Here is a 20,384-nt window from a genome sequence, read left to right on the forward strand (position 1 = left end):
CGGGGATTCGGCCGCCGTCGATTTAATTTTTACGACGAACCAGTAGTTCGCTAATTTTTTCACTATAATCTCCCACATCTTATTTCAACTTAGGGCAGCTTGTCAACTAAAACTTCTTCTATTATATGTTCCGGCTGCAAGATCGGTTTGGCACCGGCAAGGATCAATTCGTTGGTACCAACCGAGTTTGGACTGTCGACGCGCCCCGGAATTGCCAAAACATTACGATTTTCTTGCAGGGCAATGTTCGCGGTGATCAGGCTCCCCGAATGATGGGCGGCCTCAACCACTAAAGTACTGGTGGTTAGCCCGGCAATGATGCGGTTGCGCTCCGGAAAATGGTGACGGGCCCCGCTAGTCCCCCAGGGGTATTCGGATAGGACCAAATGGTGCTGGGTCAGCTCGGCCATTAGGTCGCGGTTGGCCGCGGGGTAGCAATGATCCAGCCCGGTGCCGATGACGGCGATGGTCGGTCCACGATAGGCCAAGGCCACCTGATGTGCCAAGGTGTCGACGCCCTGCGCTAACCCAGAGACGATGCCGATGTGGTGTTGGACCACCCGCGGCAATAGCAGGCGCATGGCATGTAAGGCGTAGGTACTAGGCTGCCGGGAGCCAACGACCGCTAGTAGCGGGACTTGTAGTAAACGTAAGTCGCCGAGAAAAAATAACGCCACGGGCGGCGCGTAAGTCTCCTTCAAAGCTACCGGATAGGCCGCGTCGGCGATGGTGAGACATCCACTGTGGGTCAGGTTGGTCTGGAGTCGCTGCGTGACGGCCGCCGAGAAGAGTTGTGTCTGGAGCGCGGCGGTCCGGTTGGCGGGGATGGCCATTTCCAAGCACAACTGGTCTAAAATAGCCGGGGTCACCGCGGTTAGGTCGTTATGTTGCTCAAGCCAATGCCAGCAGGCCGTGGTCGTCTGTAGGCCGATGCCGGAGAGTAGTGGTAAACGCATGAAAAAATCACGAAGTGTCAGTTGCAAGTCTGCAACCTCCTTTGCCCTTTTAGGGTCAACTCCGTGATTAAGCGTTGATTATTTTTTGAACCGGTGAAAAAGTTTTGCGGTGAATCGGGGTGACGCCCCTGTCAGCCAAGCCCGCCAAGTGTTCAGCGGTCCCGTAACCGGCGTTTTGCGCAAAGCCGTAGCCTGGGTACAGTTGGTCATAGGTAGCCATCAAATGGTCGCGGTAGACCTTGGCCACGATACTGGCCGCCGCCACACTGGCCGATTTGGCATCGCCCTTGATCAACCGCGTCTGTGGCAGGTTAACCGGAATCTGCATGGCGTCGACGATCAGCTGTTGCGGGGCGACCCCCAGGCCCAGCACCGCCCGCTGCATGGCGACGCGGGTGGCTTGATAAATGTTGATCTGGTCAATCAATTGCGGACTACCGACACCAATGCTGACGGCGGTCGCCTGGGCTAAGATCAAGGGGTACAGGCGCTCGCGTTCCTTGGGGGTCAGCTGTTTGGAATCGTTGACCAGGGGGATGTCAAAGCTCTCGGGTAAGATGACTGCGCTGGTGACAACGGGTCCAGCTAATGGGCCACGCCCCACTTCATCAATGCCGGCGACCAATTTCCCCTGTTGCCAGAATTGGCGTTCGTAGTGCAAACGGTGTTGAAAGGCCCGTTCTGCCGCCTCAGCCTTTGCTAGCCGGCGTTTGATCTGGGTCAGGAGTAATTGGGCCCCCTTCCGCGAATCGGCGGCTAAAGACGCTAAACGGGGGTCGTCGACCGTGGTGACGTTTGCAAGGTCGGCTTTTAAACTGGCTAGACTGGGTGCCTTAGTCATGGGGAGTCGCCTCAGCTTGAGGTGCGCGGTCCAGGGTGAAGCCCCCCATCTTCTTGCGTCGGGCATCGAGGATGACGCGCTCGCTGGCCCGTTCGTAATCGTCGCGCATGCCAACCTTTTGGGTGATTTTGAGTAAGAGATCCACGTCGCTCAAGTCGAGGTCGCCGTCAGCCAAGTGGTAGCGGTCGATCAAGGCGTCGCGGTGGTACTGCCGGAAGAAGTTCAAGGCAAACAACGCCACGTCATCGCTGGCGTAGAGCTTTTCTTTGATGGCACCGGTCAGTGCTAACTTTTGAGCAGTCTCTTGGTCCTTGAACTTGGGCCACAAGATACCTGGCGTGTCGAGCAATTCCAAATGTTTACTGGAATGTAACCACTGTTGTCCCTTGGTGACCCCGGGGGTATCGCCGACTTGGGCGGCCTTGCGTTGGACCAAGTGATTGAGCAGTGTGGACTTCCCCACGTTAGGCACACCAACAGTCATGGCACGCATTGGCCGTTCTTTGAGGCCCTTGGCCTTCTCGGCGGCCAGCTTGTCAGCTAAAATACCCATCGCAATCTTGGTGATCTGCTTGGGGGTGACGTTGGCCCGGGAATCGATGGCAATAGCCGGCTGCTGTTGGGACCGGTAGTAGGTCAGCCATGCGGCGGTCTGTTGCGGATCGGCCAGGTCTTTCTTAGTCATGATGATCAAATGTGGCTTGTCCTTAGCAATCCGCTTGACCTCGGGATTGCGGGATGCGGCGGGAATCCGCGCATCGACTAATTCAAAAACAATGTCGACCAGGTGAATATTTTCCTCCATCTGCCGAATGGCCTTGGCCATGTGACCTGGGAACCATTGAATAGTTGCCATAGTGCTCTCTCCTTTGTTATATCAACGTTTGTAGCGTGTCGAAAATTTAAATTCACTAGAATGTGCCCATTTTGTGCCCTGTGTCCTGTATGAATTACGGCAAATTCTAATTCCAGTGTCTTCAGCGAAGCTCTCAATTGCCCGTTAGGATTGAAATATGAATATACCGAAAGCTGTGTGGGACTGCATTCTAGTCCACTTAAGGCCGTATTTTTGTTGGCCGTGTTTACGCAGGCTGATGTTGACTCGGCTCAGAATCGGCCTTCCGTTTCTCTTGCGTCTGATTTAGATCAGAAAGAATAGTGGTAATAGCCCATAAAGAATTCAGAATCAACCTTTTTCTTTCGATTTTCGAAATGCATGATTTTACCATTACTCGTTTTAGAAAGAAAAAAGATAAAATGGAATTCCAATTAACGAATTCCATTTTACCATTTTCTCTACTGTTTTAGATAGACTTGTTGCTTTCGAAGCAGAAATTCGCTAAATGCTGCGAGGTTGATTCAGACCAGCTTATGCGTGAGAATCCATCTTTTAATCTTTAAGAATATCACGGGCACGTTGCTGATAATTTGCACTTAATTGTGCAACGTCCAACTTATTCAGATAATATTTTGAAATGCCAACGTCCTTAGCCTCACTGGTTGTAAAGTTTGCGTTTAATTTGAAGAGCCTTGAAATCAGTGACTCAACTCTCAATCTTTACACCTCATACAATATTTTTTAATTGTTATAGTACGAGGTGTAAAAAATCGTTCAGGATTAGCACCTTTTTTGGCGAGGCCCGGTTAAACCAATTATTTTTTGAAGCCAACTGACTATCAATGATAAAGTGAAGCTTGGCTATCCCAGAGTTTTCTAAAATACGCAGAGCTCCTGAGTAGGTCTTCTTTGGTCCCGACTCCGACAATCTTTCCTTTTTTTAACAAAATGATGGTATTTGCCAGTCCCACTACCCCAATACGATGGGTAATGAAAAGTGATGGCGTTTTATTCGAGAGCGCTGCTATTTTTGAAAAGACCGCAACCTCTTGGATGGGATCTAGCTTAGACGAGGGTTCATCTAAAATTTGATAAATGCCGTTTTTAAAATTGGCACGGGCGATGGCCATTTGTTGCTTCTGACCGCCACTGGGCTGCAGATTATGCTCACTGTACATACCCACTGAGGCGTCTTCATGCTTTGGCAAAGCGGCGATCCACGCGCTTAGGTTTTGGTCAGAAACAGCGCTTTTCATTCGTTCATGATCATACTTGACTGATGCCGCAATATTTTCGCCAATTGTGATGTCGAAGACTTGAAAATCTTGAAAGACGACTTTGAACAAATCAAAGTACTCGTTAGGGCGGATTTTTCGTATATCCTGTCCATTCAAAGAAATACGTCCGCGGGTTGGTTGTAATAACCCCAGCATCAACTTTACCAGAGTCGTCTTGCCACTCCCGTTCTCGCCAATAATTGCACTAATTCCGGAAAATTCAAAATTAAAAGATAGGTCATGAATGACGTCATTATCAGAATCGTAGCCAAAACTCACATGGTCAAAGCTAATGACATTATGCTCTTTGAGTACTGGGGGTTCTTTTCCAAAATCTTCTTGGGAACCAGAAATTGGGTTTTCGTTCAAAATATCATTAACGTACGTCATTTGGTTTTGAAACCTTAATGCCCTTTGCCAAGTTGACGCAATCGTTGCTATTGCCGCTGAAATTTGAACGATTCCACCAAATAAGGTATTTAATTGTCCCACAGGTAAAAGTCCCGTATGGATTTTTAAAAGCACGAGACCAAACAGCCAGAGCACAATGTTTGCGGTCATTAGGGCAGAGACAATCTGGGAAACGTAATCGTTCCAGACCAACTTATGATTGTATTTTCTCTCTCGTTTCCAAGATGCCAAGTATCTTTCTTGTATTAATTCAGCCGTCCCCCACATCTTGACAGATTTCAGTATTTCATATTTGTTGATGATACTCATCAAAAAATAATTCATTTTACGCTCGATAATCATTAGGCTGCCAAACAACGTTATATTGCGACTGGTTAAATGCTGAAACACTTTTAGTAGAAATATCTCGAATACGAGCAACAAGAGTAATGTCGTCATTGTTGCGACTGTCATTAGTGATGATGAAAGAAACCCAATCGTAGATAACCAAACTAAAAGTCCCAGGCTACCCAAGACAGTCACCAGTCCATTGACCAGACTTTGCATTTGATGACAGAACACCGTAATCCCCCCGGAATACCGAAATGAAGACTCACTCTTCATCATTTTGCTGAAATAGTCTGCTGTAACCAAGGATTGGAAGCTCACTTTTTCCCAGGCCTCATGAATTGATATTCTTAACATTTCGTTGGCTCTGACGGCATGCGTATTGCTAACTTTTTGGATCAGAGACGAGATGATATACAAGCAAATTGAAACGGCATAGATGGTAATCGTAATGGACTTTGCATGCGGTAGTCTCCCCTGGACGATGGCATTGATAATTGCCGTATTTCCCAGCACAAGTACCAAAGGGACTACGGCGTTGATCACACTTACAATAAGTGAGGCTGGCAGAACAATCTTATCAAGGTGCGCAACCAATTTTGTTGTTTTTACTATGTCACTAACGTTTCCTTTTAAGTTGTCCATATTAATCACCTACAGTATACAGTGAGCGTTGTGCTTGCCACATTTCCCTATAGAGCTCGCAATTTACTAATAAATCGTCGTGCGTCCCGATTGCGATGATTTTTCCCTTGCTCATGACAGCAATTTTCCCCTTCTTAACAAAAGATCCTAATCTATGGGTGACAAAAATCACGGTTTTTGTGGCTAGTTCATTTTGGATCAACTGATAAAAGTTCTTCTCACTTATTGGATCTAATGCCGCCGTTGGCTCATCTAAAATAGTCAAGTCGGCTTGCTTATAAAGGACTCTGGCGAATAATAGTCGTTGCTTCTGTCCCCCTGATACCAGTACGCCATTTGCGCTTAACTCGTTGCCAACATAGGTTTCAATGCCATTGGGTAATGCGTTGACGAATTCAAGTAAATGGACTTGCCGTAAAACTTCATTAACCTTTTGATAATTGGTCCTTTTTAGATCCGTGCAGGAAATGTTTTCTGCAATTGTAAAATGTAACAGGATATCATCCTGAAATTGAACCGTCATCTGCGCTTGCAACGATTGGGGATTAATTGAGTTTAACGCGATGCCATTTAGTTTGGCTGTCCCACGCGTTGGACCATACAGACCACTTAAGACTTTCACCAGCGATGACTTGCCGGCACCGTTCTCGCCGACGACAATAAGGTGGTCGCCCTTACTAACTGATAGGTTAATAGATTTTAAGATGGTGTTGTTTTCAAGCTTCAAAAAAACACGGTTAAGCGTTAATTGCTTAAAACCACCTATCACATTTTGTTTATTCTCAGTGGCCAGGTCTAATTCTGTGTCCATGAATTTTCTGAAGTTGGGGACAAAAGTTAGATTCTTACTGGTCAAGGTGTAGGCATTTCTTAAGTTGGCAAAGTTTGTATTCATTACCTGAATTGCGGTCAGGAAAAAAATACAGTTGGCGATGGTTAGGCTTTTCTCGCTAATTAAGAATAGCAGCGTAAACATAATACCCGCTAAGTTGAACAGTTGCTGCAAGATATTAACACCAGCAAGGACTGTCGAATAATGACCTTCCCAACGGACCAACCTTTTCGCTAAATTTTTCTGGTAGTGATGAAACAAAGGCACCATGCCAAATAGCCGAATATCCTTGCCGTTCTCACGTGCCATTAGCGTTCTAGAAAAGTATTCTTGGTAACTGGTAATCCTATTTTGTGCATTCTTATGGTTTGCGTACCAGCGATTCCCTAGGCTTTGCATTAAATAACCGAATATATTTAAAGAAAGGACAACAATCGCTGGCCAAATACTGAGAAGTCCCATTAATACTAATAGAGAAATGATTTGTAGCGAATATCTTAAAACTAATATGGTTTGATCAATAACTGCTTCGATCCCAACGTTTGCACCGTTATAGATAGACTCGTAAGCTTGATCAATGATCATCTTTCCCTCGACAGAGTCAATCTTCTGCTGGGGCCAAGAAAAAATTCTTTTTGAAAAAATAGGAACATAATCAAAGCGAAAGTCAAAAGTCAGTTGGGCAATCTTCCCCTGAAAATAAATTCCGACAACGTGAGCCCCATAAATAAGCAAGCTTAAAATCGCTATGGTGGTTAGAACCCTTACGATACTAGAGCCTGGGTGAACAACGATCCTTGCAGCGTATGCTGGTAGTGTTGTAATGCCAATTGTGTATAGAATATCAGTAATGATTACCACTAGAAATAAGGCATAAAAGCTTCGAGAAAACCTCTTTAAAAAATAGTTAAAATGAATTTCCAATTATCTGTTTTCTTCATGACATCACCCTATTTGGCAAGGAAGTTTTGTAGGATACTATTCCAATTTTTTTAGAACTTGATTTTCACGCAGGTTACCAGTCTCCGTTCACCCATAATTAAATCAGATTGTTTCCCTTCAAAATAAAAGAAATTAACAGTAAAATCTACAAATATCATCAGATATAAAAGCACTGTTAACTAACGATGTCAGTCCCTAGTAACTAACCAGATTGAAATATAGCTCAAAAAGAAGATGACATCCTCGTTTTTTTCAGGACGTCATCTTCTTTTCGTGACGAATGCGTCTGTTACCTAACCCTACTATCCCGCCAATTAAATAACCACACAATCTTCCGCAGCTTTGAATTTTTCGTACTCCGGCCCCAAACAAAAAACAGGCACCCGCAGCTCATCACCACGGATTCCTGTCTCAGTTAAGCCAATGAAGCCAAGTACATCTGCCAAGCGTCATCGAAAATCGTCATCGATGGCAGATATGGCGCGTTTTCTTCCAAGTACTTGGACAACGGATCAAAGTTCGTTTCCTGCTTGGGAAAGGCGCTGTCCAGAAAGGCGTTGTTGGCGAAGGTTGCCACCGGATCGTAGCTTTCTGGGTTGCGTTGGGTCATTAAAAATTGATAAAACGTTTTGGGCATTAGTTGCCTCCTAATCCTTGGGGATGCGGGCCTGGAACACGAACTTCCCGGCGCCGGATAAGTCAATCTTCTTGGCCGCAAAGGATAGCTTCTTGCCATTGCCGATGGCGGTCAAATGTAAGGTGATGGTCTCTTGCTTGGTGTCCATGGCGACCCAATTAGGCAGCGGGTAATTCTTGGCGATGTAGCCCATTACGAAGCTAATCGGTACGGGTAAGGCCCCCACTGATAATTTCTCCGCCTTTAATTGGACGTCTCCTGAGGATAACACGGTCGGCTTCAAGAGTAAAACGAAGTTCACGTTGGCGCCCAAGACTTTCGTCGAGCCGGAGATCAAGGCGTGATCCGTGACCTGAAAACGGTACTTGACCGCTGAGTTTTGTAGCGACTTATTGACGTAGTAGTCTGCCAAGGCGTTGACCTGTTTCTTGTTCAGGCTCACGTTGATGTTGGTCGTGTTCTTGGTCACCTTCGCTGTGGATGGGACCTGTGTCGGCATCAGGGCCTTGACCCCGACGGTAACGGTCGTGACCAATAAGACGGCCACGAGCGCGATGAACCCCCATTTCCACCAGTTACGGGTAGGCTTTGGGGCTGAGTGACGTTGCATAGTTTGTTCCTCCTTATTTCAGTAACCACTGTTGCTGGTGCGCTTGCATTTGCTTGAAGGCGTAGCGGGTCATTAACCGGTAGCCCTTGGCGTTCGGGTGAAAATGGTCGGCCGGGGACAAGTAGTTGTTGAGCTCGTCACTGGCATTGCTGGCCAAGATCAATTCCTGCAAGCTAGCACTTGAAATCTTACCGTCATTAGATTTTTGCGCATTACGCTTAAGCTGGGCCTGTTGGGTCACGGACTTGTACTGGCCGTCCGACAACGCCTGGTTGATGTCGACCATGTGAAGTCGTTTGAAACTCGTCGCAGTATGCGTCGTGGCGCGGTTCCAATTGTCCACGGCTGACGTGATCTGGTCCAGGTTGGCGAAGTACACGTAAACGGGATTGTAAATGCTGTAGAGGAAGATCGGTGCTTGCGGGTTGTACTGGCGAATCGTCTGAATCAAGTGCTTGAGCTTCTGTTGGTAGGCCGCTTCAGCCGTGTCCAACTGGCTGTCCAACTTGGTTTGCTGGTTGATGGTGACGTTTTTGGTCAGCGTCTGCAGTAAATCGTTTCCCCCGACCGTCAACGTGATGGCCTGAGCGCGCTTCACTTGCGCTTGTTGGGTCTTACTGTCGACCAGGCGTTGTTCGATCTGGTCGCTTCGGTCGCCGGATTTACCGAAATTGTGCATGACGACCTTGACGCGGTCACGCCGGTGAATCATGGTCTTGAGTCGCCCGGTGTAGCCGCCTTGCTTGGCCTTTTGCGGGTCACCGACGCCTTCCGTCAATGAATCTCCCAGAGCCACGATGCGCACGGTCGAGCGGCGATTGCTGGGCATCTCCTTAGTCGACAGTGTCGTTCGCGCACCTGGATGCCAGTACGTCAGTGCCGCTAGAACGATCAATGCAAGAAGTAAGGTTACCCCAATAATCTTACTGATATTTTTGAATTTCATTTTAAAAGTTCCCCCTCGGGATAAAGAAAAAGCGGTGGCGTGCGGCCACCTCTTCCTCGATTAGCAATTTATTTGGTTGGGTCCGTGTAATACATTAAGGCAAATGCCCCAGGGCCCCCATGCGTCGCAATAATGGGGACCGTCTCGCGAACCAGGACGTCTTGACCCGGCAACAGTTCCTTGAGGTGACTTTGAATCTTGTCGACGGAGTCAAACGCCTCAACATGGGAGATTCCAATGGCTTTGATGTTGGGTGTTTGTTTGATCTGGTCGTAAACCTTGTCAAAGTAACGGTCGATGGTCTTCATGCCCCGGCCCTTGGCCCGAATCTTCAGCTCGCCACCGGTGACCTGCAGCACGATCTTAATGTTCAAGAGCGAGGTCAACATGCCTGCCGCGCGACTTAAGCGGCCGCCCTTGAGGATGTTTTCCAAAGTCACGATGCCCATGAACAACTTGGTGTGGTCCCGGACGGCTTCGGCCCGTTTCAAGATGGCATCTTTGTCGGCACCTTCGGCCGCTAGCTTTGCCGCCTCGACGACTTGGAAAGCCAGTGCTTGGTCGGTATATTGGCTATCGACTACGGTCACGTCCGTTTTGGACAGCTGTGCGGCTTGTTCAGCCGTGTGGACCGTTCCGCTGATAGCGGCTAACATGTTGAAGCAAATGACGCTACTACCGTCTTCGCCCAGCTTGTCAAAGGTTTCCACAAATTTACCCAGTGGTGGCTGGCTCGTCTTAGGCAACGTCTTTGCCGTTTTCATTTTATCAATAAATTCTTTATTTGTGATGGATTCCCGTTCAACGTAAATCGTGTCATTAATCATGACCGTTAACGGGATAATGGTGATGTCATAATCCTGAATCTGCTGCTCGGTAAGGCCGGCAGATGAATCCGTGACAATCTTAATTTTCGCCATGGTTATCCCACTCTTTCTGACCAGAAATTTTGGTTTGTGCTGCAAAGTGCGTAATGAAACATACGGTAATAGTATAGCAGAATTGCCAGTATTTTTCAGTAAATGTTGTTGAAGTCGCACGGGCTTTTAAAGAAAACTAAACTTGCCACCGCAAAAATTGGGCGCCGTCACTGGCAATCACCACTTGCGGCGGGCCGCGCCAACGTGGTACGCTAACTAAAAAGTCGAAGGAGACATGTTGTGTGATTAAAGAACGAAGCCACACCTACCAAATCGTCAATGAAGTCCTCAACGCCGCCACCCACGGCATCGGCGCGGCACTGAGCATCGCCGGCTTGGTGATCTTGTTGCTACAGGCTCACGCCAAGGGCGGTGCGCTGCGGATGACGACCTTTGCCATCTATGGCGCCATCTTGGTGCTCTTCTACCTGGCGTCTACCCTCTTCCACAGTTTGTACTTTACCCGCGGGCGCCACGTATTTCAAATATTTGACCATTGTGCCATCTACTTGTTGATTACTGGTACCTATACGCCCTTTAGCCTCTTGGTCGTGGGTGGTGCCCTGGGATGGACCATGTTCGGCATCATCTGGGCCATGGCCGTCTGTGGCATCATCTACAAGGCCATCTGGCTGGGGAAAATGCAAAAGCTATCCACCGTCATCTACGTCATCATGGGCTGGATGTGCCTGATGGGCATCAAGCCGCTGTACGTGGGCTTAGGGCCAGTGGGGTTCACCCTCTTGTTCTTCGGCGGAGTCGCCTTTACCGTTGGCGCCGTGATCTACAGTTTCAAGGGCGTACCGTTTGGCCACGTCATTTGGCACCTGTTTGTCATGCTGGGCACCGCTTTAATGTACTTTTCCATCTTGTTTTACGCTTAAAACGGAATCGCAAACTAAACGACGTCACAATCCCAACTGGTATAGGATTGTGACGTCGTTTTATTGTCCGCAGCCAACGTCTGTGACGGATAGCTTACAGACGTTGGTACTGTTCAAACGTAAAGTCGTACGGGTTCTTCTCGTTGCGACGCCCAGGTTGGCGGTCGATCAGCTGAAACTTGCCGTAGTCGATAGCCGGCATCCAGGTGTCGCCGTCAAAGCCAGCATCGATGTCCGTGCGGTACAGGTAGTCAACGTCATCGACCAGTCCCGCAAAGATCTGTGCCCCACCCACGACGAAGATTTTTTCCGTCGGTCGTTCAGCGGCGTATTGCCGTACGGCGTCTAGTGAATTTAAGACGACCGCATCGGCCGGAAAATTACTGGCTGGTCGGTGGCTGACGATGACGTTGGTCCGGTTGGGCAATAAGCCCGGGAAGGACGCAAACGTCTTCGCGCCCGCCACAATCGTATTGCCCGTCGTGACAGTCTTGAAGTAGTGCATGTCGGCTGGTAAATGCCAGGGCAGATTTCCCTGAAACCCAATAACGCGGCCGCGACTCTCGGCCCATAAAAAGATTAACATCGTGACGCCTCCTTCAGCTAAACGGCCACGGGGGCCTTGATTGCGGGTGCCGGATTGTATCCCGTCACCTTAATATCCTGCATGTCGTAATCAAAGATACTGGACTTTTCCGGATTCAACCACAGCTGTGGGGCCGCACTAGGCGTCCGTGACAGCTGTGTCTTCACCTGAGCAATGTGGTTCTTGTAAATGTGCGCATCACCTAGCGTATGCACGAAGTCACCCACTTCTAGGCCGACCTCTTTGGCAATCAGTGACGTCAACAGGGCATAGCTGGCGATGTTGAACGGCACTCCTAAGAAGATGTCGCCACTGCGTTGGTACAGCTGGCAGCTCAGCTTACCGTCATTGACGTAGAACTGATACAGTGTGTGGCACGGTGGCAGCGCCATGGATGGCACGTCGGCTGGGTTCCAAGCCGAAACGATCATCCGCCGAGAATCTGGGTGGGTCCGCAACGTGTCGATGACGTTGGCCAGTTGATCGATCGTTTCGCCGTTGTGGCCCTGCCAAGCGCGCCACTGACTTCCGTAGACCAGGCCGAGGTCACCGTAGTGTTCAGCGAATGCCTGGTCATTGACGATCTTGTCACAGAAGGCTGTCTTCTCGGCTTGATACTGCTGATTAAAGTCCGCATCGACCAAAGAACGCCGCCCAAAGTCCGTCATGTCAGGCCCGTGATAATCGGGGCTCTCAACGTAGCGTTGGAAGGCCCACTCGTCCCAAATGTGGTTGTGGTGTTGCAGGAGAAACCGAATATTCGTATTCCCACGCAAGAACCACAATAGTTCAGATTTGATTAGACCGAAGGGCACCTTCTTCGTGGTCAGTAACGGGAACCCTTCCTGCAGGTTGAACCGCATTTGGTAGCCAAACAGGCTGATGGTCCCCGTGCCAGTGCGGTCCGTTTTTTCGTGGCCCTCAGTCAACACGGTTTTTGCTAAATTCAAATAAGCCTCTTCTAACACGCCATTGCCTCCCTATTCTGCGTACTCACTGAGGTATTCCCAGCGAGTCATCTTGTCATCAAGTTGGTGGTCCAGGTCATCGAGTTGTGCCTGGAGATCGGCCAGCTTATCATAGTTGGCGCCGTTGGCGTTCATGTCGGCTTGGACCTTAGATTTCTTGTCCTCTAGGCCGTCAATTTCGCCTTCAATGCCTTCCCATTCTTTTTGTTCCGCGTAGGTCAGCTTGACCTTCTTCTTCGGGGCGTCGGCCTTCTCCGCCGGTTTTTCGGCTGGCTTCGGCTTCTCCGCCTTGGTCGCGTGCTTGCTTTGCGCTTGCGCGTCGGCCAGGTAGCTACTGAAGCGCCCGGAATACCGTTTGATCTGCCCGTTGCCGGTAAAGATCAACAGCCGGTCGGCCACCTTATCCAGGAAGTACCGGTCATGAGAAACCGTGATCACGGTGCCGGCAAACTGAGAAATGTAGTCTTCCAACACGGTCAGTGTGCTAATGTCTAAGTCGTTGGTTGGTTCATCCAGCAATAAAACGTTGGGCTGTTCCATTAGGAGCTTCAAGAGGTAGAGCCGCCGCTTTTCCCCACCGGAGAGCTTGCGAATCAGCGTACCGTGCATGAACCGGGGGAACAGGAATTGTTCCAGCAGTTCGGTAACACTCACGGAATTGCCAGCCTTATCGGTCACGTTTTGGCCGACTTCGGACAGATAATTGATCATGCGCTTGTCTTCAGGGATTGGCTCAATCTGCTGGGTGTAGTAGGCCACTTTAACGGTCTCACCCACCGTCACGATGCCGGAATCCAGTGGCAGGCGTTGGGCAATCACGTTGAGTAGGCTGGACTTGCCGGCCCCGTTTTCCCCACTAATTCCGATGCGCTCGCCACCCTGAATCAGGTCATTGAAGTCCTTTAAAATGACGTGGTCGCCTAACTTGAGGTTCGCGTCCTTGAGTTCGATGACCTTCTTGCCCAGCCGTTGTTGGCCCAGCGAGATGGAGACGTTGCTTTGGGTCTGCCGGGTGCCCACGTTGCTAGCGAGGTCGTTGAACCGGTTGATCCGGGCCTGTTGCTTGGTGGACCGGGCCTTGGCCCCCGCCTTCATCCAGGCCAGCTCTTTTTTGTACAGCTGTTGTTGCTTCTGGTCAGCTTCGGCCTCTTGGCTAACGCGTTCGGCCTTTTCTTGAACGTAGGCTTGGTAGTTGCCGGGGTATTGGTAGAGCTTACCGAAGTCCAGTTCCCAGATTTGGTTGGCAATTTGGTCCAGGAAGTACCGGTCATGGGTCACGACCAGTAAGGCCCCCTTGTAGTTGGCCAGATACTGCTGGAGCCAAGCAATAGAGTCGAAGTCCAAATGGTTGGTAGGTTCGTCCAGCAAAAGGAGGTCTGGCGATTGAATTAAGACTTGGGCCAAGCCCACCCGCTTGATTTGTCCCCCAGACATGGTCTTGATGGACTGGGACAGGTCGGTGATCTTCAACTGCGTCAGAATGGTCTTAACATCGCTTTCGGCAGTCCAGGCCTCTTCTTCATTCATCTGCGCTTCGGCGTCCAAATACCGCTGTTGCGCCTTGGCATCATCCGGGTGCGCCCCGTAAGCCGCCAGCGCTGCTTCGTACCGGCGAATCGTCACGAAGACCTTTTGATCTCCTGAGAATACAGCATCCATGACGGTCAGGTTTTGGTCGAGGTCAGGGGCCTGCGTCAGGTAGCCAATCGTATAGTCCTTGGGGGTATTGATCTCCCCAGATTGTTCATTGCTGACGCCGGCTAAGGTATTCAGCAGCGAGGTTTTCCCACTGCCGTTGACCCCAATCAGACCGATGCGGTCGTGTTCGTTAATAATAAAATTCAAATTATCAAATAGCGTTTTTTCACCGTAAGTTCGGTGTAGATTTTCCGCGCGTAAGGTTTGCATAGCTTCACTCTCTTATTCTAAAATTACTGTTTGGCGTTGATGTGTGCCACTAGGGTCGCTGTTTCGTTGGGCAGCTCGCCGGTCACCACGCGATATTCTAAGTCGCCTAAGATGGCGCCCAACTGCGGTCCCGGCTGCACACCAGCCTGCATCAGGTCGCGACCCGTGGCGGCCAGTTCCTTCTTCTGATGAATTGGCAATGCCGCCAGCGCCGCCTGTAACTGCTGGTGGCGGTCTGGGGCGCCCAAGATGACGGCGACCTCGTTGGCCACAGGAGCCAGGTCAGCGCCACATTGATAGAGCTGCCAGGCATTTAACTCACCCGCCAGTAGTAATGTGGCGGCGCGACTCGCCGTCTGCACGGCTGTGATCGTCTGGTTGGCAGTCTTCCAATGTTTCAAGAACGACGTGATGGCGGTACTCGTCAGTCCAAATTTTGTCGCCAACAGCGTCCACGCAGCCGTTTCACTAGAGACGCCCCGTGTCAATTGCTGCGTGAGCTCTCGTAACGCCGCCTCATGATCCGCAAAGTCTGGACAATGTTGCCACAGACCTGTATCCATGAAGTCCGCCAAGCCGCGTTGTGGTGCGCGGCCCATCAGCATCTTTAACAATTCTACCTGAGTGCGTTCAACCGCGATTTTGGCCAACAGCTGCGCGTGATCTGTAATGGCGTCGCGGGTTGCTGGCACGATTTGAAAGTCTAACTGACTGGCAAAGCGGACCGCTCGCATCATGCGCAAAGCGTCTTCGTGGAATCGCTCTTGGGCGTCACCCACGGCGCGAATCTGGTGGTGTTCCAGGTCAGCCAGACCGTCAAATAGGTCAATGACCTCGCCGTCTTCCTTCATGGCCAAGGCGTTGATGGTAAAGTCCCGCCGCTTCAGGTCCTCACTTAACGAGCGGACAAACGTCACCTGGTCCGGCCGCCGGAAATCGGTATAGGTCGACTCTGAACGAAACGTCGTGGTCTCGTAGCCGGTGCCGTGGTCAAGGATCATGACCGTGCCGTGTTCAATACCAGTATCAACGGTCCGTTTGAATAGGCCTTTAATCTCATTAGGATACGCGCTGGTGGCGATGTCCACGTCATGGATGTCTTTACCCAAGATGGTGTCACGAACGCTGCCACCGACGAAATAGGCCTCATAGCCGGCCTGCTCAATGGTCTGGAGAACCGGCCGGGCCAATTCAAATTCATGTGGTAACTGATTTAGCTTCAATTTGCTCACCCTTCTGCCAGTTATTTTCGATTTTTACTCACTATGCCAGTCTAACAGATTCTACGGTGAAATTGAATTGCATTGGCTCTTTTGCCAGGTGACCAGACAAAATTTTACCGAATCTAGATTGCTGGCGATAATCTGCTAGCCACCACCGCTCTGAGCGGTAGACACTCCGGCTAAATTGTCTAGTTGTGGTCAAGAGTTTTGTCACATCGCGGCGAGCCGCTGTGCTATGATGATGACAGTACTTTTACCGTTGGGAGTGAGTCTTATGGCATCACAAGACGAGTCAGTTCGTCTACTTGATTTATGCATGATCGGTTTAGGGTGTGCGATGTTTGCTTTCGGGTTGGTCTTTTTTAACATCGCAAACCATTTGGCCGATGGCGGGATTTCGGGGATCACCCTGATTTTCCGCGCGTTATTTGGGATTGACCCCGCCTACTCTACGATTTTGATCAACGTCCCCCTCATCTTGATTGGCTGGCGGTTTCTCGGTCGGCAATCGCTGATCTACACGATTTACGGGACCATTATGTTGTCGCTGTTTTTGTGGATCTGGCAACGCGTCCCCTTCGTCATTCAGCTGCACGGCGATCTCCTGCTATCGGCGCTAGGTGCCGGCATCATTGGTGGCTTTGGCTCCGGCCTGCTATACCGTTATGGCGGGACGACTGGCGGCACGGATATCATTGCCAGAATCTTCGAGCGGTTCCGCGGCGTGCCTATGGGAAAAACACTCCTCTATCTGGATGTCGTCGTCCTGCTGGTCTCATTGGTCTACATTGACGTGCAGCACATGGCCTACACGCTGATTTATTCCTACATCTTCGCGCGCATCGTCAACTTCACTCAGGAAGGCGCGTATGCGGCCCGCGGGGTCATCGTGATCTCGCCGAACCATCAAGAAATTGCGGACGACATCATGGCACGACTAGAACGCGGCGTGAGCCTGATCGATGGCGAAGGTGGCTATTCCCATCAAAAACGCAAGATGCTGTACGTGGTCGTGGCGCCCAGTGAGCTCCACCGACTCCGGCAGATCATTGAGCATCATGACCCTAAGGCCTTCGTGTCAGTCATCAATGTGAATGAAGCGTTGGGCGAAGGCTTCTCGTTCCAGGTACCGAAAAAAGGTTGGCTGGGCAAACTAAAACATTAAGGACTGGGTTGGCAACCGCGGGTTTTGCGGTTGCTTTTGTTTGTTTGTCCTAAGTTAAAGTAATTATTGTGTCGTTGCTCTAACAAAAAGAAGGTCCCGTTTGAGACCTTCTTCGTCCGTTTAATCTTCATAACCTTCCAGCAGCAACGCCATTTCATCATCGTCTGGAACGACCTGTAAATAAGCGTGTAGCAGCTTGATGACCTGGTCGCTGGCCCCTTCTTCGCGGTAGAAGTAAATGGCCGGCTTCAAGAAGTCCGCCTGGTCCATGAAGAATGGTTGGGCCGCGTCGTAGTATTTCCGAGCCGCCGCAAAGTCCTCTTGGTGCTCCGCGGAAATGGCCAGGTTCCAGTACAACTGCGGATCAGCGTCGTCACTCTTCACGTATGGTTGGACCAAGTCCACGTTTTCTTGCCAACGCTCCTGCTTAACGTACAGGTTACTCAGCTGAATCACGGCACTGAGGTCGTCGCTATCCAGTTGATGGCCGTGCGTCAGGTATTTCTCAGCCAACGCCTCATCGTCCAGTCGCGTCGCCACGTGGGCCGCCTGTAGCCAGAGCTTCTCGTTGTATTGATCCACGCCCAGGCCCTCCTGTAGCGCCTTGAGCGCCTCAGGTAACCGGTTCTCGGCCTCTAACGCCTGTCCCAGGTACGGGTACAGCGAGGTGTAGTGCGCGTCGCTGTCTTTCAACTCCTCAAAGAGGCGAATGGCGGTCGGCCGTTCCTTGAGCTGCAGGTAAGTGAACGCTGTTTCAAACTTCACATCCGGCGTCATGTCCCCCGGATGAATCTGCTTGAGGTAGCCGATGGCCTGTTCAAAGCGCCCAGCGTTGGCATAGGCAACACCCAGCCGTTCCACTAGGTTGACCCTGGACATCTCGGTGGTACCGGCCGTAATCAGGTCTAAATACAGCGGAATGGCCTTTCTAAACTCCCGCATGGTGAAATATAATTCCGCCAAGGCAAACGTGATGACTGGCTCGTCAGGGGCCAATTTTTTCGCCGTCAGGAGCTTTTGTTCACTGACCTCGAACAACTCCTGGGTCTGATACAAGTCGGCCGCCACCATCAAGGATTCCACGTAGGCTGGTGAATCCGGCTTGACCTGGTTCAGGTAATCCAGGGCCTCGTCGTTCTTATCTTCGTCAATGGCGATGTCGGCCAAGTTTGTACGTAACTCATCTTCATCGGGATATTTCTTCAATAATTTTTCGTAAATCCGGCGAGACTGATTGAGAAAGCCCAGGGAGTACAGTTCCTCGCCCAAGCTAAACAGGGTATCGTCATCGTCGTGGCGCAAGGACAACGCGTATTGCTTCTTGAACGCCTCTAGTTGTCCCTTTTCCAATTGGTCCAGTGCCGTTTCTGCGTAACTCATAACCCGCCTCCAATTTTTCTGTGTATCATAATGCGACTTAACCAGCACTCACCATCTTACCACCATTCACACAGAAGTGGGGCTTAACGGTTCGCCGACATTGCAGTTGACCCATCAAAATGGTTAAGCACCACAAAAAAGCCAGCCCGGCAAACACCGCACTGACTCTTTTTAGGCGTCAAATAATTAAGCGTAATTACTTAACAGCATCCTTTAAAGCTTTACCTGGCTTGAATGCAGGTACTTTGCTTGCAGGAATTTGGATTTCTTGTCCAGTTTGTGGGTTACGGCCCTTACGAGCTGCACGTTCACGAACTTCAAAGTTACCAAAGCCGATCAATTGAACCTTTTCGCCTTTAGCTAAAGTTGCTTGGACAGAATCGAACACTGCATCAACTGCAGCAGTTGCGTCCTTTTTAGTTAAGCCAGTTGCAGTTGCAACATCGCTAACCAATTGTGCTTTGTTTGCCATTTTGAATTCACCTCCTGAATAGAAGATTAGATGAATGCCATCTAGTGATCATTTTTGAGTGGTCCAAAAATGATGAAACAAATACGGTCAACCGCATCATTTCTTTATCAAAGATAGCACAGGAAGCCTTATATGACAAGGGATAACGCCATTTTTTAGTAAGAAAACTTGTAGAAACGCTGTTTTTACTAAGAAATCATTAAAATATGGCGAAAATGCTGGCACAAAGCCCGTTTCCCTACTTCCGTGCCCGCTCGATCAAGTGGATCGGTGTCCCCTCAAAATCGAAGTGTTCCCGGATCTGATTTTCCAAGAATCGCTCGTAAGAGAAGTGCATCATCTTCGGATCGTTGACGAAGACCACGAAGGTTGGCGGCGCAACCGCTACCTGTGTCCCATAGTAGACCCGAAGCCGCTTGCCATTGTCGGACGGCGTTGGGTTCAGCGCAATGGCGTCCATGATGACGTCGTTCAGCGTTGCGGATTGGACCCGCTTGTTGTGGTTTTCAGAGACCCGTTTGATCATCGCTGGGAGTTGATCTAGCCGTTGCCCCGTCTTGGCCGAAACGAAGACGATTGGCGCGTAGCTCAGGTATTGGAACTCTTGACGAATCAGGTTCTGGAAGTCCGTCAGCGTGTGGTTGTCCTTCTTCAAGGTGTCCCACTTGTTGACCAAGATAATGATTCCCCGGCCCGCCTCATGGGCGTAGCCGGCAACGCGCTTATCCTGTTCCCGAATGCCTTCTTCGGCGTTCAAGACGACCAAGACCACGTCTGAATCATCAATGGCGCGCATGGCCCGCATGACACTGTAACGCTCGGTGTTTTCGTAGACCTTTCCACGCTTACGAATCCCGGCCGTATCGACCATCGTAAACTTGGTATCGTCGGCCGTGAACTTGGTATCGATTGCGTCACGCGTGGTACCGGCAATGTTAGAGACAATGACCCGGTCTTCCCCCAACATGGCGTTGACCAGTGAGGACTTCCCCACGTTTGGCCGACCAATCAGACTGAAGCGAATGGAGTCGTCCTTAGGCGCCCCATCGTCTTCTGGGAATTCCTTGACCACGGCGTCCAACAGATCCCCCAGGCCAAGCCCATGAACCCCAGAAACAGGGTATGGATCGCCAAAACCCAGTGAATAAAAGTCATAGACCGTTTCTCGGGTCTCGGGATTATCCGCCTTGTTAACGGCTAAAATAACCGGCTTGTCGGCCCGATATAAGATCTTAGCGACCTTTTCATCAGCATCCGTCACGCCTTCAGGTGCACTCACGATAAAGACGATGACGTCCGCCTCATCGATCGCGATTTCGGCCTGTTGGGTAATTTGCGTTAAAAATGGTTCATCGCCGAGGTCAATTCCCCCGGTATCGATCATCCGAAATTCGGTTCCCAGCCATTCGGCATGGGTGTAGATCCGATCACGAGTGACCCCAGGCGTATCTTCAACGATGGAGATCCGTTCGCCGGCGATACGATTGAACAACGTTGATTTACCCACGTTTGGCCGGCCAACAATGGCAACAATTGGAAATGCCACAATAAATCCCTCCTTTTCAAAATAACGTCAGGTGACATGAAAAGGGTTCAGAACGAAACCAACAAAGTTC

General features: G+C 50.1%; 18 protein-coding genes. 2 read left to right on the plus strand and 16 right to left on the minus strand.

What is annotated here, in order from left to right:
- Window positions 1–89: 89 nt before the first annotated feature.
- The 9 genes from dprA to fakB all read right to left on the minus strand — a co-directional run bounded on the left by dprA (window position 90) and on the right by fakB (window position 10,182).
- Entirely contained in the window at window positions 90–983 is an 894-nt protein-coding gene (gene dprA / locus NGM66_RS04560; protein WP_208909619.1) for a DNA-processing protein DprA, read from the minus strand.
- Between the two features lie 40 nt (window positions 984–1,023).
- Entirely contained in the window at window positions 1,024–1,797 is a 774-nt protein-coding gene (gene rnhB / locus NGM66_RS04565) for a ribonuclease HII (protein WP_258115410.1), read from the minus strand.
- Window positions 1,790–2,653, minus strand: coding sequence for a ribosome biogenesis GTPase YlqF (gene ylqF / locus NGM66_RS04570; RefSeq protein ID WP_208909615.1), 864 nt, complete (start codon window positions 2,651–2,653; stop codon window positions 1,790–1,792). Before ylqF ends, rnhB begins: the two co-directional genes overlap by 8 nt.
- Window positions 2,654–3,474: 821 nt before the next feature.
- Window positions 3,475–5,295 (minus strand): ATP-binding cassette domain-containing protein, encoded by a 1,821-nt coding sequence (locus NGM66_RS04575; RefSeq protein ID WP_208909608.1) that lies wholly within the window; start codon window positions 5,293–5,295, stop codon window positions 3,475–3,477.
- Between the two features lies 1 nt (window position 5,296).
- Window positions 5,297–6,988, minus strand: a complete 1,692-nt coding sequence (locus tag NGM66_RS04580) for an ATP-binding cassette domain-containing protein (protein WP_258115412.1) — start codon at window positions 6,986–6,988, stop codon at window positions 5,297–5,299.
- A 496-nt stretch (window positions 6,989–7,484) separates the two neighbouring features.
- Entirely contained in the window at window positions 7,485–7,706 is a 222-nt protein-coding gene (locus NGM66_RS04585; RefSeq protein ID WP_208909600.1) for a YozE family protein, read from the minus strand.
- A gap of 10 nt (window positions 7,707–7,716) precedes the next feature.
- Window positions 7,717–8,316 carry a YpmS family protein gene (locus NGM66_RS04590; RefSeq protein ID WP_208909599.1) on the minus strand — a complete coding sequence of 200 codons (600 nt, stop codon included), beginning with the start codon at window positions 8,314–8,316 and terminating at the stop codon, window positions 7,717–7,719.
- 13 nt (window positions 8,317–8,329) lie between these two features.
- Window positions 8,330–9,262 carry a GDSL-type esterase/lipase family protein gene (locus NGM66_RS04595; RefSeq protein ID WP_208909598.1) on the minus strand — a complete coding sequence of 311 codons (933 nt, stop codon included), beginning with the start codon at window positions 9,260–9,262 and terminating at the stop codon, window positions 8,330–8,332.
- Between the two features lie 68 nt (window positions 9,263–9,330).
- Entirely contained in the window at window positions 9,331–10,182 is an 852-nt protein-coding gene (gene fakB, locus NGM66_RS04600; protein WP_208909597.1) for a DegV family protein, read from the minus strand.
- Window positions 10,183–10,424: 242 nt separating this feature from the next.
- On the opposite strand from fakB, the gene trhA reads away from it, so the two are divergent.
- Window positions 10,425–11,066, plus strand: a complete 642-nt coding sequence (trhA, locus tag NGM66_RS04605; RefSeq protein WP_208909596.1) for a PAQR family membrane homeostasis protein TrhA — start codon at window positions 10,425–10,427, stop codon at window positions 11,064–11,066.
- 94 nt (window positions 11,067–11,160) lie between these two features.
- Here trhA and NGM66_RS04610 read toward each other — a convergent pair whose 3' ends face one another.
- Genes NGM66_RS04610 through NGM66_RS04625 form a run of 4 tightly spaced genes read right to left on the minus strand, consistent with a single transcriptional unit; the run spans window position 11,161 to window position 15,751 of the window.
- Window positions 11,161–11,652 (minus strand): dihydrofolate reductase, encoded by a 492-nt coding sequence (locus tag NGM66_RS04610; RefSeq protein WP_208909595.1) that lies wholly within the window; start codon window positions 11,650–11,652, stop codon window positions 11,161–11,163.
- 17 nt (window positions 11,653–11,669) lie between these two features.
- Window positions 11,670–12,620, minus strand: a complete 951-nt coding sequence (locus NGM66_RS04615) for a thymidylate synthase (RefSeq protein WP_208909594.1) — start codon at window positions 12,618–12,620, stop codon at window positions 11,670–11,672.
- Between the two features lie 12 nt (window positions 12,621–12,632).
- Entirely contained in the window at window positions 12,633–14,528 is a 1,896-nt protein-coding gene (locus NGM66_RS04620; protein ID WP_208909593.1) for an ABC-F family ATP-binding cassette domain-containing protein, read from the minus strand.
- Between the two features lie 23 nt (window positions 14,529–14,551).
- Window positions 14,552–15,751, minus strand: coding sequence for a CCA tRNA nucleotidyltransferase (locus NGM66_RS04625; RefSeq protein WP_208909592.1), 1,200 nt, complete (start codon window positions 15,749–15,751; stop codon window positions 14,552–14,554).
- Between the two features lie 274 nt (window positions 15,752–16,025).
- Here NGM66_RS04625 and NGM66_RS04630 point away from each other — a divergent pair, with 274 nt between their 5' ends.
- Window positions 16,026–16,916, plus strand: a complete 891-nt coding sequence (locus NGM66_RS04630; protein ID WP_208909591.1) for a YitT family protein — start codon at window positions 16,026–16,028, stop codon at window positions 16,914–16,916.
- A 120-nt stretch (window positions 16,917–17,036) separates the two neighbouring features.
- Here NGM66_RS04630 and NGM66_RS04635 read toward each other — a convergent pair whose 3' ends face one another.
- From NGM66_RS04635 to der, 3 genes are all read right to left on the minus strand, one after another.
- On the minus strand, window positions 17,037–18,296 hold the full coding sequence (locus NGM66_RS04635; RefSeq protein WP_208909590.1) for a tetratricopeptide repeat protein: 1,260 nt from the start codon (window positions 18,294–18,296) through the stop codon (window positions 17,037–17,039).
- Window positions 18,297–18,492: 196 nt separating this feature from the next.
- Entirely contained in the window at window positions 18,493–18,768 is a 276-nt protein-coding gene (hbs, locus tag NGM66_RS04640; protein ID WP_011667553.1) for a non-specific DNA-binding protein Hbs, read from the minus strand.
- 238 nt (window positions 18,769–19,006) lie between these two features.
- Window positions 19,007–20,314 carry a ribosome biogenesis GTPase Der gene (gene der, locus NGM66_RS04645; protein WP_208909589.1) on the minus strand — a complete coding sequence of 436 codons (1,308 nt, stop codon included), beginning with the start codon at window positions 20,312–20,314 and terminating at the stop codon, window positions 19,007–19,009.
- Window positions 20,315–20,384 lie beyond the last annotated feature (70 nt).

It is taken from the genome of Levilactobacillus yiduensis, from assembly GCF_024718525.1.
GTDB classification, from domain to species: domain Bacteria; phylum Bacillota; class Bacilli; order Lactobacillales; family Lactobacillaceae; genus Levilactobacillus; species Levilactobacillus yiduensis.

Bases quoted from the DNA above. Each gene is read 5' to 3' on its own strand.
- NGM66_RS04590 (WP_208909599.1), bottom strand. From the start codon at position 8,316: ATGCAACGTCACTCAGCCCCAAAGCCTACCCGTAACTGGTGGAAATGG.
- NGM66_RS04620 (WP_208909593.1), bottom strand. From the start codon at position 14,528: ATGCAAACCTTACGCGCGGAAAATCTACACCGAACTTACGGTGAAAAA.
- NGM66_RS04575 (WP_208909608.1), bottom strand. From the start codon at position 5,295: ATGGACAACTTAAAAGGAAACGTTAGTGACATAGTAAAAACAACAAAA.
- NGM66_RS04635 (WP_208909590.1), bottom strand. From the start codon at position 18,296: ATGAGTTACGCAGAAACGGCACTGGACCAATTGGAAAAGGGACAACTA.
- fakB (WP_208909597.1), bottom strand. From the start codon at position 10,182: ATGGCGAAAATTAAGATTGTCACGGATTCATCTGCCGGCCTTACCGAG.
- NGM66_RS04610 (WP_208909595.1), bottom strand. From the start codon at position 11,652: ATGTTAATCTTTTTATGGGCCGAGAGTCGCGGCCGCGTTATTGGGTTT.
- rnhB (WP_258115410.1), bottom strand. From the start codon at position 1,797: ATGACTAAGGCACCCAGTCTAGCCAGTTTAAAAGCCGACCTTGCAAAC.
- NGM66_RS04585 (WP_208909600.1), bottom strand. From the start codon at position 7,706: ATGCCCAAAACGTTTTATCAATTTTTAATGACCCAACGCAACCCAGAA.
- NGM66_RS04595 (WP_208909598.1), bottom strand. From the start codon at position 9,262: ATGAAATTCAAAAATATCAGTAAGATTATTGGGGTAACCTTACTTCTT.
- ylqF (WP_208909615.1), bottom strand. From the start codon at position 2,653: ATGGCAACTATTCAATGGTTCCCAGGTCACATGGCCAAGGCCATTCGG.
- NGM66_RS04630 (WP_208909591.1), top strand. From the start codon at position 16,026: ATGGCATCACAAGACGAGTCAGTTCGTCTACTTGATTTATGCATGATC.
- hbs (WP_011667553.1), bottom strand. From the start codon at position 18,768: ATGGCAAACAAAGCACAATTGGTTAGCGATGTTGCAACTGCAACTGGC.